Here is a 12,980-nt window from a genome sequence, read left to right on the forward strand (position 1 = left end):
GGGCGGCCCGGCCCGGCCGTCCCGCCACCGCCTATGCTCGCGGGCATGAGCGAGCCGAGCCCGGAGCAGCTGGACCCAGAAGACCGCAAGATCCTCACGCTGGCGCGCAGCGCCCGCGCGCGCAACGCCGTCCCGGAGGGCGCCGCGGTGCGCGACGAGACGGGCCGCACCTATGTCGCCGGCTCCGTCGAGCTGGCCTCGCTCCGGCTGTCGGCGCTGCGCACCGCCGTCGCCATGGCCGTGGCGTCCGGCGCGAAGTCGCTGGAGGCCGCCGCGGTCGTCGGCGAGAGCGAGCAGCCTGCGGCGGAGGACCTGGCCGCGGTGCGCGACCTGGGCGGCCCCGGCACCCCCGTCCTGCTGGCCGGTCCGGACGGCACCCACCGCGCGACGGTCCCCGCGGGCTGACACCACCGGCCCACCCCACGGTCCGGCCACCGGCCGGCCACCGACCGGCCGCCGATCGGTCGGCGAGCGGCACCGCCGGGTGACCTCAGCGCCGGGGTCACCTGGCGGCACGGTGCCCTCCGGCCATCGGGGACAATGGTCGTCATGAACGCATCCTCCGCCGCCGGCACCACCGCTCAGGCCCCGGGTGAGGCGCCGCACCGCTCGGGCTTCGCCTGCTTCGTCGGCCGCCCGAACGCGGGCAAGTCGACGCTGACCAACGCGCTGGTCGGCACGAAGGTCGCGATCACCTCCAACCGCCCGCAGACGACCCGGCACACCGTGCGCGGTGTCGTCCACCGGCCGGACGCCCAGCTCGTCCTGGTGGACACCCCCGGGCTGCACAAGCCGCGCACCCTGCTGGGCGAGCGGCTGAACGACGTGGTGCGCACCACCTGGGCGGAGGTCGACGTCATCGGCTTCTGCCTGCCGGCCGACCAGAAGATCGGGCCCGGCGACCGGTTCATCGCCGGGGAGCTGGCGGAGCTGAAGAAGTCCACGCCGAAGGTCGCCGTCGTCACCAAGACCGACCTGGTGACCTCCGAGGCGCTCGCCGCACAGCTGATCGCCGTCGACCGGCTCGGCAAGGAGCTGGGCATCGAGTGGGCGGAGATCGTCCCCGTGTCGGCGACGGAGGGCTCCCAGGTCGAGCTGCTGGCCGAGCTGCTGGTGCCGCTGCTGCCCGAGGGCCCGGCGCTCTACCCGGATGGCGATCTGACCGATGAGCCGGAGCAGGTCATGGTCGCCGAGCTGATCCGGGAGGCCGCGCTGGAGGGCGTCCGGGACGAACTGCCGCACTCCATCGCGGTGGTGGTCGAGGAGATGCTGCCCCGCGAGGGCCGCCCCGCCGACCGGCCGCTGCTGGATGTGCACGCCACCGTCTTCATCGAACGCCCCAGCCAGAAGGGCATCGTCATCGGCCCGAAGGGCAAGCGCCTCAAGGAGGTCGGCAGCACCTCGCGCCGGCACATCGAGGCCCTGCTGGGCACCCCCGTCTATCTGGATCTGCACGTCAAGGTCGCCAAGGACTGGCAGCGCGACCCCAAGCAGCTGCGCCGGCTCGGCTTCTGACCCGGTGCCCGCGGGCGCGGATGACCGGTGCCCGCAGCGCGGCCCACGGCCCGCGTATAGGGTTCCCGGTATGACGAACGACGCCGCTGCCGCCGCCGGTTCCTCCGCGCCGGAGGAGCCCGTCCTCACCCTCGACGACATCCGCGCCGCCGCCGCCCGGATCGAGGGCGCCGCACACCGCACCCCCGTCGTCCGCTCCCGGACGCTCGACCGGCTGGTGGGCGCCGAGGTCCACCTCAAATGCGAGAACCTCCAGCGGGTGGGCGCCTTCAAGTTCCGCGGCGCCTACAACTGGCTGGCACAGCTCACACCCGAGCAGCTGAAACGCGGCGTGGCCGCCTTCTCCTCCGGCAACCACGCCCAGGCCGTGGCGCTCGCGGCGCGCGAGATGGGCAGCAGCGCCGTCATCGTCATGCCCGAGGACGCCCCGGCGGCCAAGCGCGCGGCCACCGAGGAGTACGGCGCCGAGGTCGTCACCTACGACCGCTACACCGGCGACCGCGTCGCCCTCGGCCGGCAGATCGCCGAGGAGCGCGGCCTCGTCCTCGTCCCGCCCTACGACCACCCCTGGACCATGGCGGGCCAGGGCACGGCCGCACTCGAACTCCTGGCGGAGACCGGCGAGTTGGACGCGCTGCTGGCGCCGGTCGGCGGCGGTGGTCTGATGGCCGGCTGCGCCACGGCCGCGAAGGCGCTGCACCCCGGCATCCGCATGATCGGCGTCGAGCCGCAGGACGGCGACGACACCGCCCGTTCGCTCGCCGCGGGCCACCGGGTGCGCATCCAGGTGCCCCGCGGCCTGGCCGACGGGCAGGCCGCTGAGACACCCGGCGAGCTGACCTTCGCCGTCAACCGGCGGCTGGTGGAGAGCATCGCGCTGGTCACCGACGAGGAGATCAGGGCCGCCATGCAGTTCGCCTTCGAGCGGCTGAAGATGCTCGTGGAGCCCAGCGGCGCCACGGGCCTCGCCGCCCTGCTCGGCGGGCACATCGACCCGCTGCCCGAGCGCATCGGCGTGATCCTCTCGGGCGGGAACATCGGCCTGCGGCGCTTTGTGGAGATCATGTCCACGGCTGCCTGACGCCGCGGGCCGAAGTGCCCGCCCGGGCGGCTACCCGAACGTGTGGGATTCGACCTCGGCGAGGTAGCGCGCCCTGCGCTCCTCGTCGTCGTCGAGGAAAGCCGCGAGGAAGGAGTTGCGGGCCAGGGTGCGCAGCTCCTCCTCGCCGAGCGCGAGCGCGTCCCGGACGGCGTCGAAGTTCTCACCGGCGTACCCGCCGAAGTAGGCCGGGTCGTCGGAGTTGACCGTCGCCATCAGGCCGGCCCGCAGCATGCCGGGCAGCGGGTGATCGGCCAGGGTGTCGACGGCACGCAGCCGGACGTTGGACAGCGGGCACAGCGTCAGCGGCATCCGCTCCCGCACCAGCCGCTCCACCAGCGCCGGGTCCTCGACACAGCGCAGCCCGTGGTCGATCCGCTCGACACCGAGCACGTCGAGCGCCTCCACGATGTAGGCGGGCGGGCCCTCCTCGCCGGCGTGGGCGACCTTGCGCAGCCCGAGCGCCTCCGCCGCAGCGAACACCTCGCGGAACTTCGACGGCGGATGGCCCACCTCGGCCGAGTCCAGACCGACGGCGGTGATCCGGTCCAGATACGGGCGGGCCTCCTCCAGCGTCTGGAGGGCCGACTCGGCGGACTGGTCGCGCAGGAAGCACAGGATGAGCCGGGTGGAGATCCCGTGCCGCTCCTCGCCGGCGGCCAGCGCCCGGGACAGGCCCTCGATCACGGTGCCGATGGGGACGCCCCGGCAGGTGTGCGCCTGCGGGTCGAAGAAGATCTCGGCGTGCCGGACGCCCTGCTCGGCGGCGCGCGCCAGATAGGCGTCGGCCAGTTCGAAGAAGTCCCGCTCCGTCCGCAGGACGGCCATCAGGGCGTAGTAGAGATCCAGGAAGGACTGGAGGTCCTCGAAGGCGTAGGCCGCCGTCAGTTCGGCCTCGTCGGCGTACGGCAGCGTGATGCCGTTGCGCGCGGCGAACGCGAAAGCCTGGGCGGGCTCCAGGGTGCCCTCGATGTGCAGATGCAGCTCGGCCTTCGGTACCGGGCCGGGCGCCGTCGACGAAGCGGTGGGCGACGGATGCGGGGAGACGGAAACGGTGTGGGACATTCCGGAATGGTAGTCCCGCCGGTCCGTGCCCCCTCGGCACCCCCGCCGCGGCACGGCACGGGCTCGGCCCGCGGACAGCCCGCGCGGTCAGGCCGCCCGCTTGGGCACCGGGACCCGCGTCAGATCCTCCGCGGCGGTCAGCTCACCCGCGAAACCGGCCCGCCGGGCCTCCGCGGCGAAAGCCGCGTTGTCCGGATACCGCTGCGAGAAATGCGTCAGCACCAGATGCCGCACCCCGCACTCGGCAGCCACCCGGCCCGCCTGGAACGCCGTCATGTGTCCGGAGACCTCGGCCAGTTCGGCCTCCGCGTGCAGAAAGGTGGACTCGATGACGAGCATGTCGCACCCGTCCGCCAGCTCGTACACCCCGTCGCACAGCCGGGTGTCCATGACGAACGCGAACCGCTGCCCCGGCCGCCGCTCGCTGACCTCCTCCAGCCGCACCCCGCGCAGCTCCCCCGCCCGCTGGAGCCGGCCCACGTCCGGCCCGGTGACACCGCGCGCCGCGAGCCGCTCGGGCAGCATACGGCGGCCGTCCGGCTCGACGACGCGGTAGCCGAACGCCTCGATACGGTGCGAGAGTGCACGCGCCTCCAGCGTGAACGGCAGCCCGTCCCCTGCCCCCGCCAGCACACCCGGCCCCCGCACGGGCTCAGGGCGCACCGTCGCCACATCGTGGTAGGGCGTCGCATGCCGCAGACGCTCGAAATACCGCTGCCCGCCCGCCGGGTAGTGCACCGTCACCGGATGCGGCACCGCGTCCAGGCTCAGATGCTGGAGCACACCGGGCAGACCCAGACAGTGGTCGCCGTGCAGATGCGTCACACAGATCCTCGTCAGGTCGTGCGCCGTGACGGCCGTGTGCAGCATCTGCCGCTGCGTACCCTCGCCCGGGTCGAACAGGATGCCCTCGCCGTCCCAGAGCAGGACGTAGCCGTTGTGGTTGCGGTGCCGCGTCGGGACCTGGCTGGCGGTGCCGAGCACCACCAGCTCACGTGCGGACAACTCCCGTCACCCGGGGGGCCATTCGAGGCCGCGCCCGCCCAGCACGTGCGCGTGCGTGTGGAAAACGGTCTGGCCCGCGCCCGAACCGGTGTTGAACACCACCCGGTAGCCCGTACCGGGACCGCCGCCGTCCTCCGGGGCGATCTTCTCCATGGCCGCGACCTCGCCCGCCTCACGCAGCACATCGGCGAGGATCTCGGGCGACCCCGCGGCCAGCGAGGCCGCATCCGGGTAGTGCGCCTTCGGGATCACGAGCACATGGGTGGGCGCCTGCGGGTTGATGTCCCGGAACGCGACCGTGGTGTCCGTCTCCCGGACCACGGTCGCGGGCACCTCACCCGCGACGATCTTGCAGAACAGGCAGTCAGCCTGGGGTTCTCCAGCCATGGTGCGGATGCTACCTCCCGCGCCCGGACTCCCCCACGGCCCGGCAGCCGGCCGGCGGCCCGGCAGCCCCGGCCCCTCGGCAGCGCCGCTCAGCCCCAGCGGCCCGAACGGGCCAGCAGCACCGACAGGGCCGCCGTCCCCGCCGTCGACGTCCGCAGCACACTCGGACCCAGCCGGTACGGCCGCGCACCCGCCTCCTCGAACAGCGCCAACTCCTCGGGCGAGACGCCCCCTTCAGGACCCACGACCAGCACCACACTGCCCTCGGCGGGCAGTTGCGCCGTCGCCAGCGGCTCGCTCCCCTCCTCGTGCAGCACCCCGGCGAAATCCGCACCGGCCAGCAGCGCCGCCACCTCCTTGCCCGAAGCCGGCTCCGACACCCGCGGAAAACGCAGCCTGCGCGCCTGCTTGCCCGCCTCCCGGGCCGTCGCACGCCACTTGGCCAGCGCCTTCTCCCCCCGCTCGGCCTTCCACCTGGTGATCGCCCGCGCCGCCTGCCACGGCACGACTGCGTCCACGCCCGTCTCCGTCATCATCTCCACGGCCAGCTCACCCCGGTCGCCCTTCGGCAGCGCCTGCACGACCGTCACCCGCACACCCGGCTCCGGCTCCGTACGGACCTCGGCGACCTCCACCTCCAGCCGGTCCTTGCCGTGCGCCGCCACCACACTGCCGAACGCGCCGGTACCCGCGCCGTCCGTGAGCACGACCTCCTCACCCGGGCCCAGCCGGCGCACCGACACCGCATGGCGGCCCTCCGGCCCGTCCAGGACCACCGTGCCGGTCCGCAACAGAGCCGCGTCCGCCAGAAACACCGGTGCCGTCACAACCGTCTCCTCTCCGCGCCCCCACGGGGCCCGCCCTCACTCATGCCCGTCCCTCCCCGGCACCGCCACGCTGCGCCATGCCCTCACGGGCCACCGACAACTCCGCCACCAGCACCTCCACCAGCCGCGCCGCCGGAAGCTCCCGCGCCAGCCGGTGCCCCTGCCCCGCCCACAGAGCCATACCCTGCGCCTCACCCGCGCGCGCCGCCGCCTTCCGCAGACCCGACGTCACATGGTGCACCTGCGGATAGGCAGCCGGTGCATACGGCCCGTGCTCCCGCACGAAACGATTGACCAGACCACGCGCCGGCCGCCCCGAAAAAGCACGCGTCAACTCGGTGTGTGTGAACAGCGGATCCGTCAACGCGCGCTTGTGCAGCACATGAGCGCCCGACTCCGGCGTTGCCAGGAACGCCGTACCCAACTGCGCCGCCGACGCCCCCGCCGCCAGCACCGCCGCGATCTGCCCACCCCGCATCAGCCCGCCCGCCGCCACGATCGGCAACCGGACCGCCTCCTTCACCTGCGTCACCAACGTCAGCAGACCCACCCCGGACCCCGGCGCATCCGCCCGCACATCGTCCCGGTGCGAACCCTGATGACCGCCCGCCTCCACGCCCTGCACACACACCGCGTGCGCCCCCGCCGCCTGCACGTCCCGCGCCTCCGCGACCGTCGTCGCCGTCACGATCGTGAACGTGCCCAACCGCGCCAGGCGTTCCAGCACCCGCGGCGAAGGACAACCGAAATGAAAAGAGACGACAGGCACCGGATCCTCGAACAGGATCGCCAGCTTGCCGTCATAGGCGTCATCCGTACCGCCGCCCGCATCCCCCAACTCCACGCCGTACCAGCGGGCCTCATCCGCCAACTGCTCCCGGTACGCCTCCACCACCGCCGCATCGACAGCGGAACGCTGCGGCAGAAACACATTCACACCGAACGGCCGGGCCGTCAGCCGCCGCACCTGCCGGATCTCCTCGTACATGGCCTCCGGCGTCTTGTAACCCGCGGCCAGACACCCCAACCCGCCGGCCTCACTCACGGCAGCCGCCAAATCCGGACCGGACACACCACCGGCCATCGGCGCCTGAAGCACAGGATGCTCCACCAACTCGCTGAACGCGCGCGGCAGAACGGACGAGACGGACGCAGCCACCATGCGCTCATCCTGTCACGGGGACCCATGGCCCTCGGGTCGGACCTTCAGGCGGGCTTCGGGTCCTGCCGGGGGGTGTTGGCGGGCGTTCCCGGCGTTGGCTGAGCTTTCGGTGTTGGCTGAGCTGCCCGATGTTGGCTGACCTTTTCGGCGTTGGCTGAGCTGCCCGGTGCTGCCTGATCGGCCCGGCGTTGGCTGAGCTGCCGACGTTGCCTGACCTGCCCGGGATTCTCATCCCTTTCGGGGGTTTGGGGTGCGGGGGAGGCTCAGCGAGGGGGTGCGGACGTCGGGGGCGGAGGGGTGGCTGGGGGCGGGGGTAGGGTTTTTTGCAGGTCAGGGGGTGGCGGGTGGTGGGCGCGGCTCCTTGATGGGTGGGCCCACTCCGGAACCCGCACCCCCAAACCCGACAAACCCCCACCAACCCCCCAATCCCCCCAGCTTCCCCCGGGACCTCCCCCCTCAGCCCCCGCCCCCTCATCTCCCGTTGAACGCGTCCTTCAGCCGCGAGAACAGCCCCTGCTGTCCCGGCTGGAACTGCCCCTGGGGCCGTTCCTCGCCGCGCAGTGTGGCCAGGCGGCGGAGCAGTTCCTCTTCTTCGGGTTCCAGCTTGGTGGGTGTGGTCACCTCGACGTGGACGATGAGCTGTCCACGGCCGCCGCCGCGCAGGTGTGTGACGCCGTGCTCGTGCAGCGGGATCGACTGGCCGGACTGGGTGCCGGGCCGGATGTCGACCTCTTCGGTGCCGTCGAGGGTCTCCAGCGGCACCTTCGTGCCGAGCGCCGCGGCCGTCATCGGGATGGTGACCGTGCAGTGCAGATCGTCGCCGCGGCGCTGGAAGACGGAGTGCGGGTTCTCGTGGATCTCCACGTAGAGGTCGCCCGCGGGGCCGCCGCCGGGGCCGACCTCGCCCTCGCCGGCCAGCTGGATCCGGGTGCCGTTGTCGACACCGGCCGGGATCTTCACCGTCAGGCTGCGGCGCGAGCGGATCCGGCCGTCGCCGGCGCACTCCGGGCAGGGCGTGGGGACGACCGTGCCGAAGCCCTGGCACTGCGGGCAGGGGCGCGACGTCATGACCTGCCCCAGGAAGGAGCGGGTGACCTGGGAGACCTCGCCCCGGCCACGGCACATGTCACAGGTCTGCGCCGAGGTGCCGGGGGCCGCGCCCTCGCCGTTGCAGGTGTTGCAGACGACGGCGGTGTCGACCTGGATGTCCTTGGTGGTGCCGAACGCGGCCTCTTCGAGGTCGATGTCCAGCCTGATCATGGCGTCCTGGCCGCGGCGGGTGCGCGAGCGCGGGCCGCGCTGCGAAGCCGTGCCGAAGAAGGCGTCCATGATGTCGCTGAAGTTGCCGAAGCCGGCGCCGAAGCCGCCGGGGCCGCCGCCGGAAGCGCCGGAGGCCGGGTCCCCGCCCAGGTCGTAGACCTGCTTCTTCTGCGGGTCGGAGAGCACCTCGTAGGCGGTGTTGATCTCCTTGAACCGCTCCTGCGTCTTCGGGTCCGGATTGACGTCCGGATGCAGCTCGCGGGCGAGCCTGCGGAATGCCTTCTTGATCTCGTCCTGCGAGGCGTCACGCTGTACGCCGAGGACCGCGTAGTAGTCCGTCGCCACTTATGACTCCGCCAGGATCTGTCCGACGTACCGTGCCACTGCGCGTACAGCTCCCATCGTTCCGGGGTAGTCCATGCGGGTCGGTCCGACCACGCCGAGTTTGGCGACCGCTTCGTCGCCCGAACCGTAGCCGACCGAGACGACCGACGTGGAACTGAGCCCCTCGTGAGCGTTCTCGTGCCCGATCCGGACGGTCATGTCCGAGTCCCCGGCCTCGCCGAGCAGCTTCAGCAGCACCACCTGCTCCTCCAGTGCCTCCAGCACCGGGCGGATGGTGAGCGGGAAGTCGTGCCCGAACCGGGTGAGGTTCGCGGTGCCGCCGATCATGAGCCGTTCCTCGGTCTCCTCCGCGAGCGTCTCCAGGAGGGTCGCGAGGACGGTGGAAATGGTGCCGCGGTCGTCCGTGTCGAACGCCTCGGGCAGGTCCTGCACCAGGGACGGGACCTCGGTGAACCGCTGGGAGACGACACGGCTGTTGAGCCGCGCCCGCAGATCCGCCAGGACGGTCTCACCGATCGGCGAGGGGCAGTCGATCACCCGCTGTTCGACCCGGCCCGTGTCCGTGATCAGGACGAGCATCAGCCGCGCGGGCGCCAGCGCCAGCAGCTCGACGTGGCGCACCGTCGACCGCGTGAGCGACGGGTACTGCACCACGGCGACCTGCCGGGTGAGCTGCGCGAGCAGCCGGACGGTGCGGCCGACGACGTCGTCGAGGTCGACGGCGCCGTCGAGGAAGTTCTGGATGGCGCGGCGCTCCGGTGAGGACAGCGGCTTGACGCCGGCCAGCTTGTCGACGAACAGGCGGTACCCCTTGTCGGTGGGGATCCGGCCCGCGCTGGTGTGCGGCTGCGCGATGAAGCCCTCGTCCTCCAGTACCGCCATGTCGTTGCGGACCGTGGCGGGCGACACCTTCAGGTTGTGCCGCTCGGTGAGGGCCTTCGAGCCGACGGGCTCCTCCGTGCCGACGTAGTCCTGGACGATGGCGCGGAGCACTTCAAGTCGACGCTCGCTGAGCATGGCACACCTCCCGTCCGGCCTGTTGCTGGAGTCCCGTCCGCTGGCACTCTCCACTTCTGAGTGCCAGCACCCCTGTGCCAGTGTACGGCCGGTCACCACGGCCAGGGCAAGGGCCGCCTGATCGAGCAGAATCCGACCGTACCGCGCGCCCCCTCCCGGGAGCGCACGGTCACGACGCCGGGCGGCTCTCCCGGGACCGCCCGGAATCTCGTCCGGGGCCGCCCGTCGGCACCCGGACGCCTCCTCCGCCTCCTCCGCGCCGCCTTCGCCGTGTTCCCGCGGCCCCGCACCGTTAGCGTCGTCCTATGCAGGCACATGGGGAAGAGGCCCGGCACCGCCGGGACGGCACCGGGCGCTGGGAGCGGGTGGCACCGGGGGTGCTGCGCCGCCGGCTGCCGGAGTGGGACGCCACCGTGGGCGCCGTGAGCGGCGACGAGGGAGCGCTGGTCATCGACACCGGCGCCTCGCTGCGGGAGGGCGCCGAGATCCGCGCCGACGTGCAGGCACTGCTCGGGCGCCGCGTGACGCGTATCGCACTGACCCATCCGCACTTCGACCACGTCCTGGGCGCCGCCGCCTTCGCCGGGGCACAGGTGTACGGGGCCGTCGGCGTCGACGAACTCCTCACGCGGGGCGCCGAGTCGATCCGGGACGACGCCGTCGCGCACGGCCTGCTGGAGGACGAGGCCGCCGAGGCGGCGGATGTGCTCGTGCGGCCGCACCACCTCGTCACCGGGGAGATGGCGCTGGCGCTGGGCGGCCGGGAGGTCGTCCTGGTCAATGTCGGCCCGGGGCACACCGCGCACGACCTGGCTGTTCTGGTGCCGGGCTCTCCCGACGTCGTCTTCTGCGGCGATCTGGTCGAGGAGTCGGGCGATCCGCAGGCCGGGCCCGACGCGCACGGTGCGAACTGGCCGCAGGCGCTGGACCGGCTGCTCGCGCTCGGCGGCGAGGACGCCGTCTATGTGCCGGGGCACGGCGCCCTGGTGGATGCCGCGTTCGTCCGCGCCCAACGTGACGTGCTCGCCCGGAGGTTCGAGACCGGCCCCGACGGGCCGCCCTTCCGCCCGTAGCAGAATGACGCCATGCGCAACCGCTACGACAATCCCGACCTGACTCCTCCGTGGAAGCGGAAGAAGGCCGTCCCCGAGGTGCCGGCCGAGACCGATCTGGTGGTGGAGGAGGTCACGACCGGGTTCTGCGGGGCCGTGGTGCGCTGCGAGAAGACGGCCGAGGGGCCGACGGTCACGCTGGAGGACCGCTTCGGCAAGCACCGGGTCTTCCCCCTGGCGCCCCGCGGCTTCCTGCTGGAGGGCAGGACGGTCACGCTGGTGCGCCCGACGGCGCGGCCGGACCGCCCGGCCGGGCCCCGGCTGACCGCCTCCGGCTCGATCGCCGTCCCCGGAGCACGGGCCCGCGTCGCCCGGGCGGGCCGCATCTACGTCGAGGGGCGGCACGACGCCGAGCTGGTCGAGAAGGTCTGGGGCGACGATCTGCGGATCGAGGGCGTCGTCGTGGAGTACCTGGAGGGCGTGGACGATCTGCCGGCCATCGTCGAGGCGTTCTCGCCCGGCCCGGACGCCCGGCTCGGCGTGCTCGTCGACCATCTGGTGGCCGGCTCGAAGGAGTCCCGCATCGCCGAGCAGGTCACGGGCGAGCACGTGCTGGTCGTCGGCCATCCCTACATCGACATCTGGGAGGCCGTGAAGCCCTCCTCCGCCGGGATCGCCGCCTGGCCGCGCATCCCGCACGGCCAGGACTGGAAGACCGGTGTCTGCCGTGAGCTGGGCTGGCCGCAGAACACGGGGGCGGCCTGGAAGCAGCTGCTCGGCCGTGTGAGCACCTACCGGGATCTGGAGCCGGCCCTGCTGGGCCGCGTGGAAGAGCTGATCGACTTCGTCACGGCCCCGGCGGCGTGACCGGCGGCGTCCGAGAGCCCCGTCCCCGGTCTGCCGCCCGGTGACCTGCCGGAGTTCTCACCTGGGCACGCGGTGTGGCCGGGCCCTGTGACGGTGCGCACGACGCCGGCCGGCCGTCAGGTGGTGCAATGGAGAGCATGCCCTCCGCACTTCCCGACGGCGAGCCGGTGCCCGCAGACGGCTCGCTGCCCGCCCACGCACTGCACGACACCGCCGCGCGCCCCCTCGGTTTCTATCTGCACGTCCCGTACTGCGCCACGCGCTGCGGGTACTGCGACTTCAACACCTACACGGCCTCCGAGTTGGGCGGCGGCGCCTCCCGGGAGAGCTACGCGGACCAGGTCGTGGAGGAGATCCGGCTGGCGCGCAAGGTGCTGGGGGACGATCCGCGGCGGGTGGAGACGGTGTTCGTCGGCGGCGGCACACCGACCCTGCTGCCGGCCGCCGATCTCGCCAGGATGCTGCGCGCCCTGGGCGAGGAGTTCGGTTTCGCCGAGGGCGCCGAGGTGACGACGGAGGCCAATCCGGAGTCGGTCGATCCGGCGTATCTGGGGGAGCTGCGCGAGGCCGGGTTCAACCGGGTCTCCTTCGGGATGCAGAGCGCACGGCAGCACGTACTGCGCGTCCTGGAGCGCACCCACACCCCCGGACGGCCCGAGGAGTGCGTCGCCGAGGCCCGGCGGGCCGGGTTCGCGCACATCAATCTGGATCTGATCTACGGCACCCCCGGCGAGACCGACGAGGACTGGCGGGCCTCGCTGGACGCGGCCCTGGCGGCCGGGCCGGATCACATCTCGGCGTATGCGCTCATCGTCGAGGACGGCACACGGCTGGCCCGCCGGATCCGCCGCGGCGAGGTCCCGATGACGGACGACGACGCGCACGCCGACCGCTATCTGATCGCCGAGGAGCGGCTGTCGGCGGCCGGTATGCGCTGGTACGAGGTCTCCAACTGGGCGGCGGCCGACGACGCGGCGGCCCGCTGCCGGCACAACGAGCTGTACTGGACGGGCGCGGACTGGTGGGGCGCGGGGCCCGGCGCGCACAGCCATGTGGGCGGGGTGCGCTGGTGGAACGTGAAGCATCCGGCCGCCTACGCGCGGGCGCTGGCCGAGGGCCGGTCTCCCGGCGCGGGCCGCGAGGTGCTCGGCGCCGAGGACCGTCGGGTGGAGCGCATCCTGCTGGAGTTGCGGCTCGCCCGGGGCTGCCCGCTGGAGCTGCTGGCCCCGGCGGGCCGGAAGGCGGCCCAACAGGCGTGCGACGACGGCCTGTTGGAGCCGGGGCCGTACGCCGAGGGGCGCGCGGTTCTCACGCTGCGCGGGCGGTTGCTGGCGGACGCGGTCGTCCGGGACCTGGTCGACTGACCCCGAGCGCCCCTC

The 12,980-nt window shown here is 72.8% G+C and carries 13 protein-coding genes; 6 read left to right on the forward strand and 7 right to left on the reverse strand.

What is annotated here, in order from left to right; all coding sequences use genetic code 11:
- Positions 1 to 33 precede the first annotated feature (33 nt).
- The 3 genes from SCA03_RS18255 (at position 34) to SCA03_RS18265 (ending at position 2,596) form a co-directional block, all read left to right on the forward strand.
- Positions 34 to 405 carry a cytidine deaminase-like protein gene (locus SCA03_RS18255; RefSeq protein ID WP_078873253.1) on the forward strand — a complete coding sequence of 124 codons (372 nt, stop codon included), beginning with the start codon at positions 34 to 36 and terminating at the stop codon, positions 403 to 405.
- 144 nt (positions 406 to 549) lie between these two features.
- Entirely contained in the window at positions 550 to 1,515 is a 966-nt protein-coding gene (gene era, locus SCA03_RS18260) for a GTPase Era (RefSeq protein ID WP_030882194.1), read from the forward strand.
- 70 nt (positions 1,516 to 1,585) lie between these two features.
- On the forward strand, positions 1,586 to 2,596 hold the full coding sequence (locus SCA03_RS18265) for a pyridoxal-phosphate dependent enzyme (RefSeq protein ID WP_086817337.1): 1,011 nt from the start codon (positions 1,586 to 1,588) through the stop codon (positions 2,594 to 2,596).
- Between the two features lie 30 nt (positions 2,597 to 2,626).
- Here the strand turns inward: SCA03_RS18265 and SCA03_RS18270 are convergent, their stop codons facing one another.
- The 7 genes from SCA03_RS18270 to hrcA all read right to left on the reverse strand — a co-directional run bounded on the left by SCA03_RS18270 (position 2,627) and on the right by hrcA (position 9,682).
- Positions 2,627 to 3,679 (reverse strand): adenosine deaminase, encoded by a 1,053-nt coding sequence (locus SCA03_RS18270; protein WP_078873251.1) that lies wholly within the window; start codon positions 3,677 to 3,679, stop codon positions 2,627 to 2,629.
- Positions 3,680 to 3,766: 87 nt separating this feature from the next.
- Entirely contained in the window at positions 3,767 to 4,684 is a 918-nt protein-coding gene (locus SCA03_RS18275) for a ribonuclease Z (RefSeq protein WP_086817339.1), read from the reverse strand.
- Positions 4,685 to 4,690: 6 nt separating this feature from the next.
- Complete coding sequence (locus SCA03_RS18280; RefSeq protein ID WP_030882177.1) at positions 4,691 to 5,071, reverse strand: histidine triad nucleotide-binding protein; 381 nt, start codon at positions 5,069 to 5,071, stop codon at positions 4,691 to 4,693.
- Between the two features lie 89 nt (positions 5,072 to 5,160).
- The gene (locus SCA03_RS18285) at positions 5,161 to 5,898 is read right to left on the reverse strand and encodes a 16S rRNA (uracil(1498)-N(3))-methyltransferase (protein ID WP_086817341.1); all 738 of its coding nucleotides are present in this window, start codon (positions 5,896 to 5,898) and stop codon (positions 5,161 to 5,163) included.
- A 40-nt stretch (positions 5,899 to 5,938) separates the two neighbouring features.
- Complete coding sequence (locus tag SCA03_RS18290) at positions 5,939 to 7,060, reverse strand: nitronate monooxygenase (RefSeq protein WP_030892679.1); 1,122 nt, start codon at positions 7,058 to 7,060, stop codon at positions 5,939 to 5,941.
- 471 nt (positions 7,061 to 7,531) lie between these two features.
- Entirely contained in the window at positions 7,532 to 8,665 is a 1,134-nt protein-coding gene (dnaJ, locus tag SCA03_RS18295; RefSeq protein ID WP_030891394.1) for a molecular chaperone DnaJ, read from the reverse strand.
- The gene (gene hrcA / locus SCA03_RS18300) at positions 8,666 to 9,682 is read right to left on the reverse strand and encodes a heat-inducible transcriptional repressor HrcA (RefSeq protein WP_030891391.1); all 1,017 of its coding nucleotides are present in this window, start codon (positions 9,680 to 9,682) and stop codon (positions 8,666 to 8,668) included.
- A gap of 305 nt (positions 9,683 to 9,987) precedes the next feature.
- Between hrcA and SCA03_RS18305 the strand changes: the two genes are divergently transcribed.
- The 3 genes from SCA03_RS18305 (at position 9,988) to hemW (ending at position 12,965) form a co-directional block, all read left to right on the forward strand.
- Positions 9,988 to 10,755: an MBL fold metallo-hydrolase gene (locus SCA03_RS18305; RefSeq protein WP_051847206.1), complete on the forward strand. Its 768-nt coding sequence runs from the start codon at positions 9,988 to 9,990 to the stop codon at positions 10,753 to 10,755.
- Positions 10,756 to 10,767: 12 nt separating this feature from the next.
- Positions 10,768 to 11,601 (forward strand): DUF3097 domain-containing protein, encoded by an 834-nt coding sequence (locus SCA03_RS18310; protein WP_030891385.1) that lies wholly within the window; start codon positions 10,768 to 10,770, stop codon positions 11,599 to 11,601.
- Positions 11,602 to 11,738: 137 nt separating this feature from the next.
- Positions 11,739 to 12,965, forward strand: a complete 1,227-nt coding sequence (gene hemW / locus SCA03_RS18315; protein WP_086817564.1) for a radical SAM family heme chaperone HemW — start codon at positions 11,739 to 11,741, stop codon at positions 12,963 to 12,965.
- Positions 12,966 to 12,980: the final 15 nt, after the last annotated feature.

It is taken from the genome of Streptomyces cacaoi (assembly GCF_006539165.1).
GTDB lineage: Bacteria > Actinomycetota > Actinomycetes > Streptomycetales > Streptomycetaceae > Streptomyces > Streptomyces cacaoi.